Here is a 20333-nt window from a genome sequence, read left to right as displayed (position 1 = left end):
AACTGTCGGTTTCCGACAGAGGTTCAATTGCTTGGCTCAAGGTGCGGCATGAACTAAGACGGGTTTTGTCGACCGAGGCCTGCGCTTTAAACAGGCAGCTCCAGACGAGATGGCGACTTATCCTAAGCTGGGCTCGGTGATGAATTCATGCACCAAACTAGGCCCAACTAGTTTCGTGATGTCGGGCCGGTGGCCTCTGGAAAGTCGAGGTTTGTGCATTGACGAAATTATCAATAGTCGCAACGCTTTTCAAATCTGCTGCCCATATAGACGAGTTCTGTCGGCGCTGCTCTTCCGCTGCACGAGATTTGGTTAAAGACGATTTCGAGATTGTGCTGGTAAACGATGGCTCGCCAGACAACAGTCTTGAGCGGGCAGTTCATTTGGCGCAGGTCGACCCCCACATCAAGATTGTGGATCTGTCGAGGAATTTCGGTCACCACAAGGCTATGATGACTGGTTTGATGCATTCAGCTGGTGATCATGTGTTTCTGATTGACAGTGATTTGGAAGAAGACCCTGAGTGGCTGATACCTTTCTCTGCGAAGATGAATGAGGAGGGCATTGATGTTGTCTATGGCGTGCAAGGGCCAAGGAAGGGCGGCTTTTTCGAGCGCCTATCTGGTGCGGTCTTCTACAGGCTGTTTCGTTTTATAAGTAAGGTTGATGTGCCAGCCAATCTGACTGTCTCAAGGCTGATGACTCGTAGATATGTGAACTCTTTGATAAGTCACCAAGAGACCGAAGTGTTCATGGCCGGACTCTGGTCAATCACTGGCTACAGCCAAGCGCCCTTAGTAGTAACCAAAAGAAGTTCAAGTCCAACAACATATACACTGCGCAAAAAAATATCGCAGTTTGTCAACTCAGTCACATCGTTCAGCAACGCTCCCCTGTATGGTATTTTCTATAGTGGATGCGCCATATTGGCCATTTCCGGTGCGTTTAGCCTGTATCTTGTGTTTAACTGGATTTTCTTTTCAAGACCGCCCAGTGGCTACACGTCGCTGATGGTTTCGGTCTGGATATTGGGTGGTCTGATTGTTGCGTATCTCGGCGTCATTGGAATGTACCTCTCAAAGATTTATTCTGAGACCAAGCGAAGACCATATACGATTGTGCGGGGCGTGTTCGACAAAGGCTCCTGGCAGCATTCTAGAAGGAGTTTAGGCCCATGAAAAAACTTGTTGTTTTTGGGACGTCGGACGCTGCAGAACTGGCACATTACTATTTTTCGACCGACACTGATTATCAGGTAGTTGCATTTACGGTGGATGCTGAGTTTATGCCCGAAGGCGGGGTATTTTGCGGTCTGCCGGTTGTGCAGTTTGATCGTGTGGTTCAGGATTTCCCACCGGACTCCCATCTTATTTTTGTTGCGCTCGGATACTCAAAATTGAATCAGATGCGGCGGGAAAAATATCTCGCTGCAAAGGAAATGGGTTACTCGTTTGCCAGCTACATAAGTACCAAGGCTGCGATCTTGAATGATGGGCGTATTGGAGAAAATTGTTTCATTTTGGAGAACAATACGGTTCAGCCATTTGTCTCGATCGGAAACAATGTGACGTTGTGGAGTGGCAATCATATCGGGCATCATAGCCGCATTGAAGACCATGCTTTTTTGGCGTCCCATATCGTCGTCTCTGGAAGAGTGACCATTGGTGAAGCCTGTTTCATCGGAGTAAATTCCACGCTTCGTGACCACGTCACTGTCGGTGCAAATTGCATCCTCGGGGCGGGTGTGTTGTTGCTTTCGGATGCTGCCCCCTCAGGGGTTTACGTAGGAAACGAAACAGAGCGATCACGTGTCCCGAGTAATCGAATGCGTTCGATCTAGTCGCGAAATGCTGGTTTCCTGATAAGTGTATCAGTTGAGGTATGACGGATGAAATGGAAGAAGCTTGGCCCGGTTTTTTGTGCGGACAAGGAGAGTGATTGGCTCTACTCCCACGCGATGATTCCAATCGCTCAGCAGATCGATGGTGACCTTTTTCGAATCTATTTTTCGTCGCGCGACAAGTTCAATCGCGGGCACGGCGGATATTGTGAGGTTGATATGAGGGCACCCACGGAGGTCATCCGGGTGAACGATTCCCCGGTTCTGGCGCCAGGAGAGCTTGGGTGTTTTGATGATAGTGGTGCACTGCCGAACTCCATAGTAGCGGTGGGAGACCGGAAGCTGCTTTTCTATACCGGCATCAATCTAGGTGTGACGGTAAAGATCAGGAACTCGATCGGTTTGGCGGAGTGGAATGAAACGACTCAGCAGTTCGAAAAGAGTTTTCTCGGCCCGATTATTGATCGTACCCGGATTTTTCCCCACTTTGTAGCGACTCCAGAAGTGATGTATGAAAACGGTCGCTTTCGCGCTTGGTTTACCTCGTGTATCGGGTGGAAAATGGAGGCTGGGGAACCCAAACATTTTTATCACTTGGAGTATGCGGAATCTTCCGATGGTGTCGAGTGGGAACGGAATGGAACTGTCGCAATTGGTCTTCAAGATAGATTTGAGTATGCAATCGGGGTTCCGCGCGTACTCAATGATCCTGGCGGGTATCGAATGTGGTTTTGCTCGCGAGCTACTCAACAGGAAGATACCTATCGAATTCGGTATGCTGTTTCGGAGGACGGAGTTAGTTGGAGCCGCCGCGACAACGAAGTCGGCATAGATGTCTCCAGCGCGGGCTGGGACTCGGAGATGATTTGCTATCCCTATGTCTTCGACCATGCTGGCGAGCGTTACATGCTTTACAATGGAAACGGGTACGGCAGAACAGGGTTTGGCATAGCCATCCTTGATAAATGCTAATTCGAAACGGGCCAGCAGTGCCCTTTTTTGAGCAATGGCGGCAGTGCTGATTCTAGTGATTTAATGATATAATCAATATGCCGCCGACTATCATTGTATTTCCAAGTAACGAAATCCATTCGAATTCTTCACCAAGAACCAGTATGGAGCCGGCAAATATAAGGGGATAAGACAAAGCTGTAATTGGAAAAGCAACGGAGAGCGGCAGTCTGGATATGCCTGCATACCAACTCAGAGCCGAAGCTACCAAAGAGAATAGTGCTGCCCAAAGGCGCCAGTCCTTTAGGAGGAGGAAAAAATATCCGGGCAGTTGCGTTGGATTGAGCGGTATCTCTCCATGAAAATTCAGGCGCCCTTTTATGACAATCTGCGTGATTGTCAGAAGACTGACGGCCAAAAGGATCAATGAAATATCTGCAACTTTTGAGCTCATTTGGGGCTTTCAATAATGCATTGCGACGATTGCACTGTGGTACGCCACAAATGCGGAATTGGCCTGTACGCTGGGATTAGAACAGCCCTGTTCCAGGGGCAACAGTTATGACTATGTTTCCTGATTACTTTTTCAGCTGCGGCAAGCTATCGAACTTTTGCATAGCTGGAAAAAAGTCCTGCGACAAATCTAACTTGGTTCCGTGAATTCAAGCGCCCAACGCCGGATTTCTCGTACAGCTGACTTGTCCCGTGGTGTGAGAAAAAGCGATAGCGATTGACCTCCTTCCTGATTCTACTCACACATAGGCTAGCCCAGTTCACTGCATTCCTCATTGACCGGGCGTCAGAAGTTTTCTCCGAGCATCTCGTGGAGCGTGGCAACACCCATCGTCTGCTCCGCCAGAAGGTTCCTCGGCTTTGCATTCTCATCTTCCAACGCCTTCAGCCGTTTGGCCGCGGACACTTCCCTGCCTCCATACTTCTTGCGCAAAGTTTAGAACGTGGCGTCACCAATGCCGTGCTTGTGGCAGAGATCGCCAGCCGAAATCCTGGCCTGCTACACCTTCAAAATCCCGATGATCTCCTCTTCCGAAAACTTCGATCGCTTCATTGCCTGTCTCCTTTGTTGAGGAGCAGGCTAAGCCGGAACCGAGACCATCACAGGGGAGCAGGTCATGCTTCACCAGACCCGGGCGTTCCTGCTCCAATGCATGTGCGGTTTTGCATTGAACGTGAAGCTGCGTAAGCGAAGTTATTTGCTCAGCATGGTTAGGTCGATCCTTAAATCGCACTCATCGGCAAGGCGAACACCCATCTCGTCAAGCGTGATGTCCTTCGTCTCCTCGATCATGGTGTCATGAAGGCTTCGTCCGCATCAAGACGCGAGACGCGCCTTGCTTGTTCGCGGGGCGCGGTCTCGCCGTTCGCCGCGCGGTTGATGCATCGAATATGCCTCGAAGCGGCAACGCCAAAACGTTCGGCACATTGGCGGGCCGAAAGCCCGGAGCTCGTCATATTTAATGCCCATTAACGCAGATCGCCGTTCAATCGCCCTCCATGAGGGAAGCGGTGAACCAGAAACAAAACAAATTGTCACCGCTGCAGTGATTCACAATTCAGTGGACGAACTCTAGCCGGCCTTATGCGCCGTAAAGCTTGGGAATCCGGTCGATCACTCGAATGGCCTCGTCAAAATCGATATTGATGAGTTGGGTATATTCGCGGATCGATTTCCAGCGGGGCTGGTTGTCCCGCTCGACGAGCTCCATCGCCCGGTCCCGGGTGAGCTGGCCTTCGCGGATCTGGTTCGAGCGGAAGGTGTCGTGCTCGGAGAAGCCCGCAACCGTGGTGTAGATGTAGTTGTAGAAAGCCGCCGTACCGTCGCCAATCCGCCAAGTGCATTCCGTGTCGTCGGCCAGCTCCCAGTCATAGCCGTTGATCAGAACGTCGTCGATGACGTCCTCGTCCCAGTCGACATAGTCGAAGAGATAGAGATGGTCCTGGTTGATGCCGTAATAGGACAAGAACGCCCATGCGGTATCCGGAATGGACCGGTTGATGTAACGCGGGTTGGACAGGTAGCGCTTGCCGTACTGCATCAGCATCTGGGCCTTGCGGCCCATCCCGAAGGTTGACGGCTGATTGAAACCGTCGACCTGAGGCGGCATGTCCAGGAAACCCAGCTTGAAATCCGTCTTCTCGAGGCGGTTGGTGCAGAACACCATGAGCGGAATTCCGGTCTGCTTGATCAGTTCGTTGGCATACCAGAAGAACTGCTTGTCGCCGGCCATGAAGAGCGGGATGATGCCGAGATCCGGCTTTCTCAGCCAGGCAAGCACGTTGGCGCGAATGTTGGCGCGCTTTTCCTTGATGTTGGCGGAAATCCAGATGTGCTCGATGCCGAGCTTGCCGCACATGCGGGCCTGGTTGCGGCGCGCAAGATCCGTGACCATTCCCCAGTCATAGCTGAAGGTGATGGGCTGCATGCCGAATTTTTCCTTCAGCAGATGCAGGCCGTAGGAGGAATCCCGGCCGCCGGAAAAGGCCACCACACAGTCAGGCGACTTGCCGTCGCCACGAAACCTGGCCAGATACTCCTCGATCTCGCTCTCAGGCTTTTTCTCCCACGGCTCATAGGTGTGGCAATAGTTGCACACGCCATCGGCATCATAGGCGATGTAGGGCATGGTCTCGGGCAGAAGGCATTTCGAGCACCGCTGCATGGTCGCCTGGGCATGGCGGAGACGGTAAGACTTTTCCTCGATGTTGCGCTGGGTGGCGAGCATCGGGCTGATCTGCGGCGTGGCCAATGCGCTGTCAAAACCGAAAGTCTTCACCTCGATGGAGGACAGATCGATGCTCATCCCGTTGCCGGCGGTGAGCTGATGAACAGGCACGCCGGCAAAACCCGGTATGGTTTTGTCGCCGGATGTCAGCTTCTGGCAGATCCATTTCTCGGACGCAAAGAAGAAGGCATCGCCCTTGGCCGAGATGCAGTAGTGCACCGAGCCGGTGTTGGTGCCGATCATCAGTTCGTTGGTGCCGCGCTGGAAGAACGCAATCGAGGTTTCGCCGTAGATATCATCAAAGGCGCGGCTCATGGCCTTCTGCGTGGTGTCGCCTTCAACCGTGTATTTGTGCATCAAGGCCGCGATGACTTCGGTGTCGACTTCCGCGCGTGGCTTGATGTCGGGGTTCTCAGCCCAGAGCTCGGCCCAATTGGTGACGATGCCATTGTGCACGATGACGATATCGTCGCGCCACACCGGCTGGTTGTTGGCATCAATTCCCTGAAGCCCATTGGTCACCAGCCGCGCATGGCCGACAACGCTCAGCGCGCTCTTGTCGCCCGGAGCCGCGAAAAATCCGTCGGCGCCGCGGCTGACAGCGGTCTTGTAATCCGCGGTCTTCAGCATCGCCTCGGCGGAAACGGAATCCTTGTGCACCACGATCTCGTCGGCATTAGCGATCGCGATGCCGGCCGCCTCCTTGCCGCGTGATTGCGAAAGAATGAAAAGGTTTCTGATGGCGCGATCCCACGCCGCGCGGTCCAGCCCCTGGCGGGACGATGTAACCAGTCCGAAAATTCCGCACATTACGATATAGTTCCTGTTTCCAATGCCGCTGCGGCCTGTCTATGCCAATTTTACGGCATCAAAGGCAAGCCAAATCAGGCAAATCATTAATCCGCTTCGTTCGCAAGTGCGAGATACGTCCATGCTGCGCTTTGCAGGTCCCAAGGTTAGTTTATCCGAGCATGAGACCAAGCGGTACTTCAACTCCGCATAGCAGCAAGCTCAAACAAATCTGCTGGAAAACGAGCTCTACAATTTGGACCCAAATGTGGAGTTCGGATCGAGCCAGCGTATGAACGCTTCGCCCCTTGCAACATCATGAGCAAGCTGCATAATCGAGATGGAAATCAGTGGTTTTCACGGGTTCCAAAAAATCTCTCGTTTGGATATCTTCGAAAGAATGGCAGTGCTGTGCATCTTACCGCATGCCTGGAATAAAGTATGAGCTATACAAAAGATTTAAATGGAATATTCAAGCCGCTTACTGCGGTCGCGCACCGGGAGGATGAGTATCCAGAAGCGGGCTTTGACATCCTCAAGAGAATGCAGGCCGACCACTTCTGGTATATTGGCCGGCATCGCTTCCTACTAAACGCAGTTCAGATACATACTGATACGAACTCCGATCTCGCAGCCATTGATATGGGCGGAGGATGTGGGGGGTGGATTCGCTATCTGCTCGAGAACGCCCCTTCTTTGTATAACGAACTCGCTCTCGCGGATTCTTCCATGCTCGCCTTGCAGGCTGCCCAGGATGTTATTGGAGAATCAACACACCGTTATCAGATAGATCTGCTAAACCTTGATTGGAATGAACGTTGGGACAACGTTTTTCTTCTTGATGTTATTGAACATATCCCAGACCACGTCGAGGCTCTGAAAGAAGTTGCAAAATCTCTGAAACCAGGCGGGCTCGTATTCATAACAGTGCCCGCACTGAAAGTGTTCTGGAGCTTCAGCGACGAGTTGTCGGAGCATCAGCGACGCTACAGCAAGGCGGATTTTTCCGCATTAGCGGTCAAAACGGGAATGGAGCTTCTCGATGCGCGCTATTTCATGTTCTTTTTGAGCCCACTGTATTGGCTCTCACGCTTGAAAAGAATCCCTGCCAATTTAAGCGCAGAGGATAAGCTTGAGATCCAAAACAAAATGAGTCGAATTCCACATCCGATAGTAAATACCTTGCTAAGCGCGGTTTTTTCGGCAGAGACGCCGATCGGCCATCATTTGGCTTTTCCTTGGGGGACATCGTTGTTAGGTATTTTTCGGAAGCCGAGATGAGCGTGGCCAAGGAGCAAACACCTAAAGCTCGGCGTCGAGCGTTATCGAATTGAAGTTCGCGTAGCATTCCCCCGCCGCATTGGCCCGGATCGACAGGCGGAAGGCAGTTGTGGATAGCCCTGAAGCCATGGCATTTGCGGTATCGCCTGCGAAAATGTTTCCGTACGCGCCAAGGACGCGTGAGACGGTAGGCACGGTGCGCATGGTGACGGGTGTTGGAAGGCTGTTGAAAAAGTAGTTTCCGTAGGCCTGGGCATAGAGAAACAGGGCTATCGGCCCCTCGATGTGCTTGAAGTATCGGTTCGCAAGCGTTTCCTCCAGCGGCAGGGCGCGGGCCTGATAGGGGGTCGCGCCTGACCCGATCTCCATCTTGACCCTCGCCACACCAGCAGGACCGGACAGCACCGCGAGCGTGATCTCTATCGTGCCGCCATGCCCGCCGGGAACCTGAAAGCTGGTCGACGACCTGCCGCCAGCATTGTCGATGATCCGATCCTCACCGAATACCGATACGGTGACCGCAGCGCCGGATACATGATCAAGCGAAATCGTGAGCGTCTCGTTGGCAATGTCGCCGAGCCCGAAAATGGCCGGTTCGACCACCTGGATGATCGAGCCCGACGCAAGGGTTAGTGTGTCGCCCGACCGTGAAAGATTGGCGCCGGCCGCGCCCGCCTTCCAGCGATCGAACCCGTAGCTGCCGGCTGCCAGGCTGCCGCCTGCGAAAGCCCGCTGATTGAGAGTAAAGTTTCCATTGATAAGCAGGTTCTCGCCGACCGCAACGGCTTCCGCGCCGCCTCCCGGAGTTTCCGGCAGGCTGACCACACCGGTCCCATTGTCGATGCTGACAGCCTCTGTCCAGTTGATGCCGTCAGGGCTGACCTTGATGGAAAACCGGTCATCGCCGGAAAGACCGAATTCGGCACGCCCGGAGAAGCCATCCTGGAACACGATGCTTGCGGTATCCCCGGCCGCGGCCTTGTTGATCTTCAGGCGGTGGTCGGCACCGGCATGGTTGAACAGGGTGGCCGGGCTCGAGACCGCAAGCCGGTTGGTCATGTCTGCACTTGCATTGATGCTGAGCGTCGAGAGCACTGCGGCGGTGCCGGCGCTGACCCATGCCCCTGAGTGATAGGCAACCAGCGCGGCGTCATCCTCGACCCAGGCCAGCCAGCCGTCTGACGGAGAGATGAAGTCCCAGGTACCGTTTGTGAAGGAAGCGATTTTTCCGCTTTGCCCTGCGAATGCACCTCCGGCCGCATCAGCCACGATGTGTTTCTCGTTTTCCACCGGATCGCCGGGGGGTATTGGCGCCAGCCGGCTCTTCACACTCAGGTGGACGATCTGGTCAAGCCGGACCAGCGCTTCATTGTGGGTAACATGCTTTTGCGCCTGGGCTGCGGCGAGAAGCGGCAGGGCAAGGCGTGGGGTAGTATCGCTCACTATCGGTGTCCTTCTGAAGATCACGGTCTTCAGGAAGTATCGATGTGCGCTGATGGCCGTGCATGAAGTTCTGCCAAACGAGCGCCAACCTTCATGGGAATCAATTGCATAACCATGCAATTCTCGCGATCTCATCCACTATGAAAGACCTCCTGACACCCCGCGATCGTTTCTCAGGCCCGGTTTTTGGGCTGCTTTCCCGTCAAAGCAGCCATCTTGAATCATGTTTGCCGATTGCCGCCTGGCCCGACACTTGCGGCAGCTTGTGGGGTGCGCTGCCGACAAGACTGTGATCAGAACTGGTTGGGGCGAGGTCGGGCATTGGATCCGGTCGCTACCCCCATGAAGCCAGGCATGCCATGAGCCCCGATTGAACCGTTGCGGGAGAGGTCGCCCGAGCCTCCAGGCAAACGCACGGAATCGCGGGATCTTTCCGGCATGGCGAGGCCCTTGGCGAAGCGGGGCGCAAGCGGTTCTCGTGACGAGCCGGATGATTGCTTTAACAAGTCTCGGGATCCTGATTCTTGGGTTGAGGTTGGCTTGCGAAACGAGCTATAAGCGCCGGACTTGCAGCAGGGTTGAGAACACCATGTTTTCCTGTGATGCTCGGAAAGCAACGTTTAGGTCTTAAATCCCGTGATTAACGCGCCTCTTTATGCGTTCCTGGTGTTCTCTGTTTGCATTCTGTTGGCAACTGGTGCCGGGCTTGTCCTGTCGAGAGCCATGCCCTGGTCGGACGATGCCCGGCAGGCCGGTCTTGCCCGTGCAGTTGGCGTGGCGCTTGGTCCGTTTCTTTTTGGTATGGCCAATGTGCTGGCGCTCGGAGTCTTTCGCGGAGCGGCGCATTCGACGCATCTGGCGGTGATTTTCAGTGTTCTTGCTGGCACCGCAGCTGCAGTGTTCCTTGTCGTCCCGCGGCCGCCGAGGCTGGAAAGGTCGCGATGGCAGAAGCTGCGCGCGGCGGAGTGGCCGCTTGTCGCGGCAATCCTGTTTTCCGTGCTGGCGCTGCTGTTCATTTCCCTGTTCGTGCCGCTCACCCAGAATGACGCGCTTGAATATGCACTTGCCGCGCGCGAACTCTATGCCACGCGGGATCTCCTGAGCTACCCGGTGCTCAACCCGGAGACGAACCTGACGGGTTTTTTCGGTCCCTGGACGCATCCGCCGCTCTATGTGGCGATGCTCTACATGGTCGAAGTCATTCAGGGGCATGCGGAGTCCCCGGGCTTGATACGGCTGATTTCTCCCTGGTTCATGCTTTGCGGCGCGATTGTCGCCTATGCGCTTGGCTCGTTCGTCAACCGGGCGGTGGGACTCCTGGCTTGCCTGCTGTTCCTGTCTCCCCCACTGTTCTTTCTTGGCGCTGGATCAGCCCTTCTGGATCCATTGCCCGTCCTCGGTTTCACACTTATCCTTGCAGCAGTCATTGGTCTCAAGACGCGCCCGGCAGTCTTCGGCGCGGTGATTGGCGCCCTGCTTGGGGTGGCCCTCTGGACCCATTCGCAGGCCATACTGTTCGTCCCGCTGGCTCTTGCGGCCATCGGCATCGAGCGGGGCGCGCGTGACTGGCGCGGCCTTGTCGCGGCTGCTGTGGCGCTCTTGTGTGTCGCCGCACTGGTGGGTGGCTGGCCCTACTGGCGCAACATGATGCTGTTCGGCTCACCCATCAGCGACAACCCGGCTGTCTTTGCAATGCCGGAATTGCACTGGGATGACTACTTCTCCATCAATCGGGGCCTCAACAATCCCACCGCAATGCTCCAGTACGGCATTTTCAAGGGCTGGTTCGCGCTTGAGTCCTACGGGTTCATATTCTGGGGCATGACGGTTGGCGTGCTGTTTTTCCTGGTCGGCAACAGGCTGACCTCATTCCGAAGGCTGGTTCTCGACGGAGCAAGGGCCTTCGGGAAGCGTGATTCTGCCTTGTGGCTGATGGCCGGGATGTTGCTGGTCTACATTTCCGGGGTTGTCCTGTCGGTGGCGCTTGGCATTGACCACATGGTCAAGAACGAGCGGTATCTGCTGGTGATCTTGCCTATGGTGTCCGTGTTTTGTGCATATGGGTATATGCGCCTGGTGCGGTTTTTTGAAACGCGAAGCAGGCTTCTGGATGTCGTTTTCTTGTCGTTCATTTCGATCGTGCTCGTCCTGCAGGTTTCGGTTTTCACGTCTTACCGGATGGCCAAGCATGGAATGAGTATTGCTGATGCCTTTGCCGAGATGCACGAAAAACTGGTGGTTGCGCCGGAATATGCTCTCATTGAGGAAATGAACGCGGAAACCGGCGCCGATGGCCTTGTTCTCTCGATGAAGCCTGCCGACATGTACTATGCAAAGAGCCGGATGGTCAGTTACCTCGATGAGCGGCTGTTGCCTTTCTATGCAGCGGAAGACACGTCGGCAGCCCTGTCACTACTGACCGAAATGGGTGTAACGCACATTCACGTTCCGGATTACGGCCTGCCACCACATTACAACAGCCTTCTCTATTCGATCCTTCGCGATCCCGCCCTCTCGACCCTTCAGTATCAGACCGAAAAGGGACAGGTTTACTCTCTGGAGCCCGAGAAACGGGCATCCGGTTCGCAAAAGCCCGTCTCCCTGGTTGAAAGGGACTGGGTGTATCAGACCGCCGTCCTGCTGGGCGGGCGCAAGGGATTGGTGAAGATCAGCGGCAGCAGCGCCTCGGCAAATGGTGCGGAGTACCGGGGAGGATTGCCCTATAATCTCTTTCAGCGGAACTGGTCTTCCGGAATCACGACCGGGGCGGGATCCCCGGATGGAGGACGTGATTCGGCAAGCGAGCTCAGGGTCAGGCCTTCCGCCCAGTATGCGGTCGATCTGTCCCTGGAAGGGGCGGGGCTTGTCAAGATCACGGTGGATCAGTTCGCGGGAGCTGATGACGGAGGTTCGCGCGAACTGGTGCAAAGGTCCGAGATCGTCACCTTTGAACTGAGTGATAAGCAGAAGAGCAGAAAATTCGGCTTTCGATTCATGACATTAAGCGCAACGGATTCGTTGGCTTTGTCTGTCGAGAGTATCGGTGCAAGCAGAATCAGGATAGATTCTGCCGAGCTGGTTGAAATCACGGGGGGGGAATAGATGCCTGCGATTGTCCACAGGTTCTCTTTGGGAATTCCTGAATTTGACTTGTTCTCGTCGCTGAGCTTTGGGTGCGCTCTGGTTGCAAGCCTCATCCTGCTTTACATTTTCTTGGCGAAATTCAACAGCATACTGAGGGTTTCATTCTTCACGGCGGCGCTCTCGAACATTTTTTTCCAGTGGCCGATGTTCCTGATATCTGATGTTCTCCAGGAGTCCCTGGAGAACCCCTATTGGCATTTTTTCGTCGTACAGATCAGTGTGTTCGTGCTTCTCTCCTATGGAATTCTGACGACCTCGAATTTCACAAGGGCGTTTCATCCCGAGAAGATCTCGTTTCGGCGGGGACATCTCTTTTTCTCGATTTTCTTAGGCGCACTTCTGGTTTTCCTCTACCTGAGGAAAGTGCCTTTTGATTGCACGGCGCTCTACGCGGTGTTGTTCGATCCGCAGGTTACGTTGCTGGCCCGGGAGGTCAGTATCAAGTTTGCAGGCTCATTCATTGCGACGAGTTCATTTGGGGCGTTCACAAACGCGCTTGCTCCGGTAGTTATCGCCCTGAGCGTTGCGATGATCTGGCATGCGCTGCGAACGAGAAACATACTCCAGCTCGTCCTTTTTCCGCTCGTTATCCTGGCCGCGGTCTTCGTGTGCATGCTCAGCGGTGCCAAAGGGCTTCTGCTGCCGTCGATCATCGTGATCCTGGTGGCGTCGATACTGTGGAACCGCAGCTTCATCCGGAAGGGAATTGCTGCTGCCGCCTCCATGCTGCTTCTTTTCGGGTCCCTGGTCGTCTTCGAGGTGGTTCGAGATCGTGGCTGGAGTGAAGCCGGCGCCTACCCCTTCGGGCAATGCACCGCGCAGTTGGGAGCCTGCGACCAGGGTAAGGAACTCATCCTGTCCCTCTACAAGCGTGATGCATCGCTGGGGCTTTACAAGGACCGGATCCAGGCCCTCGAGAAGGAATTGAAGATCGCCTGTGAAAAGCCGAAGGAGGGAGCGCCAAATCAGTCGCCCTGGTCGTACGACGATCTCGACATCGCTCCCAAGACGGAGAGAGCGGTCGATGAAGCGGCGAGATCCTATCTCGAAGGCGTTATCTACCGGGCGTTGGTCATACCGACCCAGGTCGCTGCATGGCACTTTCTCTATGTAGAGGAGATGGGATCCCCGGGTTTCGCCGCCATGCCCTTCGCAAGGCGTCTGACCGGAAGTTCGGTCAACATGCCGGAACTCGTGTACCAGAAATATGGCAGCGTGTTTGCGCATGGCGACAAGACCAGCACGAGTACATCGCCAACCAGTTTCCTGTTGGCTTATCCTGCCTATCTGGGTGTCGTAGGCCTGGTGTTGTCGCTCTTGGCGGTCATCATCACCGACATCATCGTGTCCGTTCTTCTGCTGCGTGTTCCAAACGCGCTGTACCCGATCGGGGTTGGCCTGGCAGCGGTGATAAGTTTCAATTTCATTCTGTCGGATTTCGTGACCGTGATGCTGTCGCATGGCGGGGCGGTGGCGATTGCGCTCATGGCATTCTTTGCGGTAACCCGTGACGGCCATGTGCTCAGGAATGCTCTCGACCTTCTGAAAATCACCCGGAAGCAACAGGACTAGGAGGTCCCGGTACGGTCTGTACCGGCCACAGGCACTGCTGATCCGCAGTCGCGGGATACGGCGCTGGTGAGACTGGATACTGCAAAGATGCGGAGCGCCTTGCTTCTCGCGCTGGCGAGGGGTTCCGGACCCTTTCTTGCGCGCGTGTCGGTTTCAAGTGTATGCAGGCGCTTGGCTGAGGCGGGTTTTGGCATCGCGGCGATGAGGAAGCATCGCCGACAAAGCGACCGCCACACCCACCGGAATGGACGAGGTGTTGTAACCCAGATCAGAATTCTTCCACCGGTGCTTTGAAATCCGGTCCTTGAGGGCGATAGAAACCATCCATGCTCAAACGCATCTTCGATCTTGCAATCACCATTCCTCTGGCGGTTATCCTGGCCGTACCGGCTCTGGTTGTTGCTTGTCTGGTGCGGAGGAGGCTCGGCAGCCCGGTTCTTTTCCGCCAGCAGAGGCCCGGTCTCGGTGGCCGGATTTTCACCATGTTCAAGTTCCGCACCATGACCGACGGGCGCGATGCAGGCGGCAAGCTTCTTCCCGATGCGGACCGGCTTCCACCCTTTGGCCGCTGGTTGCGGGCATCGAGCCTTGATGAATTGCCCGAACTGATCAACGTGATCAGGGGCGACATGAGCCTGGTGGGACCACGCCCGCTCCTGCCCGAATACCTGCCGCTCTATTCACCCGAGCAGGCGCGGCGGCATGAAGTGCGTCCGGGCATCACCGGCTGGGCCCAGGTCAATGGCCGCAATGCGATCAGCTGGGAGGAAAAGTTCGACTATGATGTGTGGTACGTCGACAATCATTCGCTGCTGCTGGATCTGAAGATCCTGTTCATGACCGTGGGGCGCGTGCTCGGCCGCGAGGGCGTGGCTGCCGAGGGCAGCGTCACCGCGGAACGATTTCTCGGCGCGCAGGCATCCCGGCCCGCAGGTAAGCAGGATGGTTCCGCATGAGCGGACGGCTCGCCATTCTCGGCGCGGGTGGCCATGGCCGGGTGGTTGCGGACGCAGCCGCTGTCGGCGGCTGGGATCAGATCGCCTTCTTTGACGACCATGTGGCTTCCGCGCAAGGCACCCTGGCTGCGCTCTTGGACAGCCTGAATGAGTTTGACGGTGTGATCGTGGCTATCGGCGCAAACCGTTTTCGCCGCCGCGCCGCCCTTCACCTTGCGACGAGGCAGGCCCCCATGGTCAATATCCTGCATCCCTCGGCGGTGATAAGCCCCAGCGCGCGGCTTGGCACCGGTGTCTTCGCTGCACCGCTCGCAGTGGCCGGGCCAAATGCCGAAATCGGTGACGGGGCCATCCTCAACACCTCCAGCAGCGTGGATCACGATGCCCGCATTGGGCCTTATGTCCACATAGCCCCTGGCGCGCATCTTTCCGGCGCAGTCACCGTGGGGACGGGAACCTGGATTGGAGTTGGGTCGGCAGTGCGCGAGACTGTGGCTATCGGTGACTGGACCATGGTGGGGGCCGGTTCGGTTGTGGTTCGCAACTTGCCCGCCCGGTGCATCGCCTATGGCAACCCCGCGCGTTGCCGGCGGGATCTTTCTGAAGAGGAACTGGAATGCTGAACACTGCCTTGGCGCCCTGGCCGGATTACAGTGCGGAAGAAGTCGCTGCGGTGGCTCGGGTGCTGGCATCGAACCGGGTCAATTACTGGACCGGTGAGGAATGCCGTCATTTCGAACGCGAGTATGCGCAGTGGGTCGGTGTCGACCATGCCATTGCACTTGCCAATGGCAGCCTCGCCATCGAACTCGCGCTGCGGGGCCTGGGCGTCGGTCCGGGAGACGAGGTGATCGTCACCCCGCGCAGCTTCATGGCGTCCGCAAGCAGTGTGCCGCTGGTCGGAGCCGTTCCTGTTTTCGCCGACGTTGACCCGGAAACCCAGGGTCTCTCGGCCGAAACCATTTCCGCCGCACTCTCCCCGCGCACCCGGGCGGTCATCCTGGTCCATCTGGCGGGAAGGCCCTGCGACATGGATCCGATCATGGATCTTGCCGCCAGACACGGTTTCTATGTCATCGAAGACTGTGCCCAGGCTCACGGTGCCCGGTATCGCGGCCGCAGCGTGGGCGCCATCGGTCACGTCGGCGCTTGGTCGTTCTGCCAGGACAAGATCATGACCACCGGCGGCGAGGGTGGCATGGTCACCACCAATGATCCCGAGGTCTGGCGCAAGATGTGGTCCTTCAAGGATCACGGAAAGGATTGGGACGCGGTCAATGCGACCAATCATCCGCCGGGCTTCCGCTGGCTTCATCACTCGGTTGGGTCGAACTACCGGATGATCGAGATGCAGGCGGCCATCGGCCGGATTCAGCTCCGCAGAATGCAGGACTGGACGGTACGCCGGACAGAGATCTCTCATCGCCTTGCAGCCGTCTGCGAGCCGTTCGAATTTGTCCGCGTGGCAGCCGTTCCCGAAGATGTGACGCACGCCTACTACCGCTTCTACGCTGTTCTGGGAGAGGACGCGCCGTCTGGATGGACCCGTGACCGGATTGTCGCCGAGGTTGTTGCCGAAGGGGTACCCTGCTTCCAGGGCTCGTGCTCGGAGATCTACCGGGAGAAAGCATGGGACGGCACTGGATGGCGGCCCGAAAAGCCCCTGCAGGTGGCTCATTGGCTCGGCGAGCACGCCTTTGCGATGCTGGTTCACCCTTCGATGACCGAAGATGACATCCGGGCATCTGAGCGCGCGCTCCGAAATGTTCTGGTTCGCTGTGCGGCAGGCAATTCGGATTGAAGTGGCATCACGAAAAGGCTATAGCGCCAACGTCCCGATCGGAATGGGGCGCACCTCAAGATAAATGGTAGACTTTCAATGTACCGAAACAAGAAGATCAGCGTCGTCGTCCCGGCATACAATGAGGAGACGCAGATCGCGATCGTCATCGATACCATGCCCGATCTCGTTGATCATATCGTTATCGTCAACGACCTCAGCAAGGACCGTACCGCTGAAGTGGTGACATCGCACCCGGCTTACGGTGATTCACGGATCGTGCTGATCAACCATGAGGAAAACCAGGGCGTCGGCGGAGCGATTGCCACCGGCTACAAATGGAGCCGCGACAACGGCATCGACATCAGCGTCGTGATGGCGGGTGACGCCCAGATGAACCCGGCCGATCTTCCCGCGATCCTCGATCCGGTGGTGGAGGACCGAGTGGATTACACCAAGGGCAACAGGCTGGTGACCGGCGAAGCCTTCAAGCGGATCCCCAAGATCCGTTTTTTCGGAAACTCGGCCTTGTCGCTCTTTACCAAGATTGCCTCCGGATACTGGCATGTCGCCGATTCCCAGACCGGCTACACGGCAATCAACGCGCGCGCCCTCAAGGTCATCAACTGGGACAAGATGTTCAAGCGCTACGGTCAGCCAAATGATCTTCTGGTCAAGCTGAACGTCGAAGGCTTCCGGGTCCAGGATGTGCCGGTGGAGCCGGTCTACAATGTCGGTGAGCAATCAGGTATCAACATCCGGAAAGTGATCTTCACCATCGGATCGCTGCTCGTCAGGCTGTTCTTCTGGCGGCTGCGGGAGAAATACATCATCCGCAACTTCCACCCGCTGGTCTTCTTCTACAGCTTCGGTTTCCTGACCGCTGCGCTGAGCGTGCTGTTTTTCCTGCGGTTCATCATTCTTTGGATCGATCAGGGTGTGGTGCCGGAAATCACCTTCCTGAGCTGGCTGTTCACCTTCTCGATCAGCTTCAATGCGATTTCCTTTGCGATGTGGTTTGACTATGAGGAGAATAAGCATCTCAATCCTCCCCTTGAACGCCGCGAAGTGATCCGTGAACCTTCGTAAACGCCTTGTCGATGTTCTGAGCAACAAGCTTTCGAGCGACATTGCTTGGACAATGGGCAGTTTCATGATCCTTGCGATGAGCGGGATTGTGATCAACATTGTCGTTGCCTATTTTCGGGGAACCGAGGATCTGGGTGTCTTCAACCTCGCTTACTCGGTTTACATAATCGTTTCGCAGATTGCCGCGCTCGGGGTGCATTACTCGGTTCTGCGTTACGCAGCGATGAACCAGGAGAACCCGCGGGAGCTGGGATCCATGCTGGGTTCGGCGCTGCTTGTGGTGACGGTGCTTGGCCTGCTCATGGCAGCGCTGGTCTTTGTGTCCGAACCGCTCTTTGCAAGAGCCTATGACAGCGAACGTGCCGCCCGGGCCATTTCCTATGCGGCATTTGGAATAGCCCTTTTTCCCGCAAGCAAGGTACTCATCTCCTTTCTCAACGGTCTGCGGCATATGAAGGCCTTCTCGGTGCTGCAGGCTGCGCGCTACATCATGGTAGCGGCGGTGGTGACGGCCTTCTCCGTGAGCGACCAGGACTTCACGCTTGCATCCCTGTGTTTTGTCGTGGCCGAAATCGTCACGCTGGCCGCCGCTGTCATCTACATCGCCTCGCAGCGCCTCGTGCAGCTCGTCCGGATCAAGAAAAGCTGGTTGCGTGAGCACACGAGCTTTGGCGGACGAAGCCTCCTCGCCGGCATGTTTGGCGAGATCAACACACGGGTCGACGTGCTGTGCCTTGGACTTTTCCTAGGCGACCGCGAAGTCGGCATCTACAGCTTCGTCGCCATGCTTCTCGACGGCCTCTACCATCTCCTCGCCATGGTCCGGGTCAACTTCAACCCTATCCTCGTCAATTGCGTTCGCGACAGCGGCTGGCCGGAAGCGCAGCGCCTGCTGCGTTTGTCAAAGCGGTTCATCCCCCTGATCATGATCGCCCTGTCCGCGATTGTCTTTGCCTTCTATTGGCTGGTTGCATTCCAGCTGGTTCCCGAGCGCGGTTTGCAGGAGGGTACGGTGGTTCTGCTGATCTTGCTCGGTGGCCTGGTCGCAACCTCGCCGTTTATCCCCTTTGACAACATGATGCTGATTTCGGGGTATCCCGGCAGGCAGACCCTTCAGCAGGCGGTTGCTTTTGTGGTCAACGTGTCTCTCAACCTCGCCTTGATCCCGGTGGTGGGGATCGAGGGCGCGGCCATCGGCACGGCATCAAGCTACCTGGCCGCCGTGGTTTCCCTGATCCTGATGACTGATCGTCGTCTTGGCTGGAACCTGCTCACCAACCGCGTCAAGTAACGAAAAGCCGCGGTGAATCTTGTCTCTCGAGGTGCGACAGCGCGGGTGCCGGAGGTGAAACGCGAATTGGCGCGTAACCATCAAACCCGGCCCGGGTCCGACAGGCAGGATGCCAGGGTCGCCGCCTGTTCGAGTGAACTTATCGGTCCGGAGCCTGCCAGTCCGGTTCCGGCGTGCCGCGGCGCCTGAGCCGAAGCATCAGGCCGACCGCAACGCCGGCGCCGATCGCCACCGTCAGATCGGCCAGAACCGTCAGCAGCAATGTCATGACCAGCAATAGCTGATCCGATCTGCGGGTCCGTATGCGGCTCATGAAATGCTGCGGCTCGGCCATGTTCCATGCCGTAAGCACCAGAACGGCGGCAAGGGCCGGAAGCGCCAGAAGGCCGGCCAGCGGGGCTGCGAACATCATGAAGGCCAGCAGGAACAGCGAATGCATGATCCCTGCCACCGGCGTCTTCGCTCCGGCCCGGATATTGGTTGCGGTCCGGGCGATTGCTCCGGTCGCTGGAAGCCCGCCAAACAGGGCGGACACGCAATTGGCGGCACCCTGAGCCACCACTTCGGTGTTTGATCGATGCGCAGTGCCCGCCATGCGGTCGGCCACCAGCGCAGACAGCAGTGACTCGACGCCGGCGAGAAAGGCGATGATGATAGCCGAGGGCAACAGCTCCACGATCCTGTCGAAGCTCAGTTCCGGCAGGGATGGAAACGGAAGATGCGGGGCAATCGCGCCGAACCGGCTGGCAATCGTGTCGACATCAAGCTCGAACATTGCCACCGCGGCCGACGTAAGGCCAACGGCGACGACCAGCCCGGGCAACTTCGGTGCGGCGCGGCGAAACAGCACGATCATGACCAGCGTCGCCAGCGCGACAATTGCGCTGGGCACCGAGACGCTGCCGGAAGCCTCCCACAGGACCGCGAGTTTGGGCAGGAAATCTGCAGGCATCTTTCCTTCGACGCCAAGGCCGAAGAAATCCGCGACCTGGCTGGAGGCAATGATGACGGCAATGCCGATGGTAAACCCGTTTATCACCGGTTCGGGAATGTGACGGATCAGGCTTCCAGCGCGAAGAAAACCGGCAATCAGCAAGATGAGGCCGGCCATGAAGGTAGCAATCACCAGCCCGTCATAACCGTGATCGGCAATGACCGCGTAGACCACCACGATGAAGGCGCCGGTTGGTCCGCCGATCTGAACCCGGCTGCCGCCCAGTGCGGAAATCGTCAGCCCGGCGACGATGGCGGTGACAAGTCCAACGCCCGGATTGGCGCCCGACGCAATGGCAATCGCCATCGCCAGGGGCAGCGCCACCATCGCCACGGTCAGCCCGGCGCCCAGGTCCGAAAGAAAAGTGCGGCCATCATAAGCGCGCAAGGTGGTCAGGATCTTCGGATGGAAGACCCGGTCATGCGTGCGAACTGTACCGTCAGTATCTGCCGACTCAGTCAT

15 protein-coding genes and 1 pseudogene are annotated in these 20333 nt (G+C 56.7%); 11 read left to right on the top strand and 5 right to left on the bottom strand.

Translation table 11 applies throughout. From position 1 onward, the window contains the following. Positions 1–218: 218 nt before the first annotated feature. Genes SPHINGO391_RS21830 through SPHINGO391_RS21820 form a run of 3 tightly spaced genes read left to right on the top strand, consistent with a single transcriptional unit; the run spans position 219 to position 2812 of the window. Complete coding sequence (locus SPHINGO391_RS21830) at positions 219–1178, top strand: glycosyltransferase family 2 protein (RefSeq protein WP_152010816.1); 960 nt, start codon at positions 219–221, stop codon at positions 1176–1178. Then, on the top strand, positions 1175–1840 hold the full coding sequence (locus SPHINGO391_RS21825) for an acetyltransferase (RefSeq protein WP_152010815.1): 666 nt from the start codon (positions 1175–1177) through the stop codon (positions 1838–1840). The genes SPHINGO391_RS21830 and SPHINGO391_RS21825 overlap by 4 nt, the downstream gene beginning before the upstream one ends. A 48-nt stretch (positions 1841–1888) precedes the next feature. Next, the gene (locus SPHINGO391_RS21820) at positions 1889–2812 is read left to right on the top strand and encodes a hypothetical protein (protein WP_152010814.1); all 924 of its coding nucleotides are present in this window, start codon (positions 1889–1891) and stop codon (positions 2810–2812) included. A gap of 52 nt (positions 2813–2864) precedes the next feature. Here the strand turns inward: SPHINGO391_RS21820 and SPHINGO391_RS21815 are convergent, their stop codons facing one another. The 3 genes and pseudogenes from SPHINGO391_RS21815 to SPHINGO391_RS21810 all read right to left on the bottom strand — a co-directional run bounded on the left by SPHINGO391_RS21815 (position 2865) and on the right by SPHINGO391_RS21810 (position 6342). Beyond that, positions 2865–3245: a hypothetical protein gene (locus SPHINGO391_RS21815; protein WP_152010813.1), complete on the bottom strand. Its 381-nt coding sequence runs from the start codon at positions 3243–3245 to the stop codon at positions 2865–2867. A 348-nt stretch (positions 3246–3593) separates the two neighbouring features. Beyond that, positions 3594–3857, bottom strand: a pseudogene (locus SPHINGO391_RS25295) (transposase); the annotation flags it as partial. A 529-nt stretch (positions 3858–4386) separates the two neighbouring features. Beyond that, complete coding sequence (locus tag SPHINGO391_RS21810; protein ID WP_152010812.1) at positions 4387–6342, bottom strand: hypothetical protein; 1956 nt, start codon at positions 6340–6342, stop codon at positions 4387–4389. A gap of 420 nt (positions 6343–6762) precedes the next feature. Between SPHINGO391_RS21810 and SPHINGO391_RS21805 the strand changes: the two genes are divergently transcribed. Continuing rightward, entirely contained in the window at positions 6763–7602 is an 840-nt protein-coding gene (locus tag SPHINGO391_RS21805; protein ID WP_152010811.1) for a methyltransferase domain-containing protein, read from the top strand. 21 nt (positions 7603–7623) lie between these two features. On the opposite strand, the gene SPHINGO391_RS21800 is transcribed toward SPHINGO391_RS21805, so the two are convergent. Further along, positions 7624–9045: a DUF2793 domain-containing protein gene (locus tag SPHINGO391_RS21800; RefSeq protein WP_193217374.1), complete on the bottom strand. Its 1422-nt coding sequence runs from the start codon at positions 9043–9045 to the stop codon at positions 7624–7626. A 636-nt stretch (positions 9046–9681) separates the two neighbouring features. Between SPHINGO391_RS21800 and SPHINGO391_RS21795 the strand changes: the two genes are divergently transcribed. From SPHINGO391_RS21795 to SPHINGO391_RS21765, 7 genes are all read left to right on the top strand, one after another. Further along, positions 9682–12147: a hypothetical protein gene (locus tag SPHINGO391_RS21795; protein WP_152010809.1), complete on the top strand. Its 2466-nt coding sequence runs from the start codon at positions 9682–9684 to the stop codon at positions 12145–12147. Then, on the top strand, positions 12148–13761 hold the full coding sequence (locus SPHINGO391_RS21790; protein WP_152010808.1) for a hypothetical protein: 1614 nt from the start codon (positions 12148–12150) through the stop codon (positions 13759–13761). Between the two features lie 326 nt (positions 13762–14087). Next, the gene (locus tag SPHINGO391_RS21785; RefSeq protein WP_152010807.1) at positions 14088–14717 is read left to right on the top strand and encodes a sugar transferase; all 630 of its coding nucleotides are present in this window, start codon (positions 14088–14090) and stop codon (positions 14715–14717) included. Further along, entirely contained in the window at positions 14714–15340 is a 627-nt protein-coding gene (locus SPHINGO391_RS21780) for an acetyltransferase (protein WP_152010806.1), read from the top strand. Before SPHINGO391_RS21785 ends, SPHINGO391_RS21780 begins: the two co-directional genes overlap by 4 nt. Beyond that, a complete protein-coding gene (locus tag SPHINGO391_RS21775) occupies positions 15334–16518 on the top strand; it encodes a DegT/DnrJ/EryC1/StrS aminotransferase family protein (RefSeq protein WP_152010805.1) in 1185 nt (394 codons plus the stop codon). Before SPHINGO391_RS21780 ends, SPHINGO391_RS21775 begins: the two co-directional genes overlap by 7 nt. 78 nt (positions 16519–16596) lie before the next feature. Further along, positions 16597–17586 carry a glycosyltransferase family 2 protein gene (locus SPHINGO391_RS21770; protein WP_152010804.1) on the top strand — a complete coding sequence of 330 codons (990 nt, stop codon included), beginning with the start codon at positions 16597–16599 and terminating at the stop codon, positions 17584–17586. Beyond that, the gene (locus tag SPHINGO391_RS21765; protein WP_152010803.1) at positions 17573–18877 is read left to right on the top strand and encodes an oligosaccharide flippase family protein; all 1305 of its coding nucleotides are present in this window, start codon (positions 17573–17575) and stop codon (positions 18875–18877) included. Before SPHINGO391_RS21770 ends, SPHINGO391_RS21765 begins: the two co-directional genes overlap by 14 nt. A 139-nt stretch (positions 18878–19016) precedes the next feature. On the opposite strand, the gene SPHINGO391_RS21760 is transcribed toward SPHINGO391_RS21765, so the two are convergent. Continuing rightward, entirely contained in the window at positions 19017–20333 is a 1317-nt protein-coding gene (locus SPHINGO391_RS21760) for a SulP family inorganic anion transporter (RefSeq protein ID WP_152010802.1), read from the bottom strand.

The organism is Hoeflea sp. EC-HK425 (assembly GCF_902498795.1).
Lineage (GTDB): Bacteria > Pseudomonadota > Alphaproteobacteria > Rhizobiales > Rhizobiaceae > Hoeflea > Hoeflea alexandrii.
Note: the sequence above shows the minus strand (reverse complement) of the source record. Positions and strands in the feature narration are given on the sequence as shown.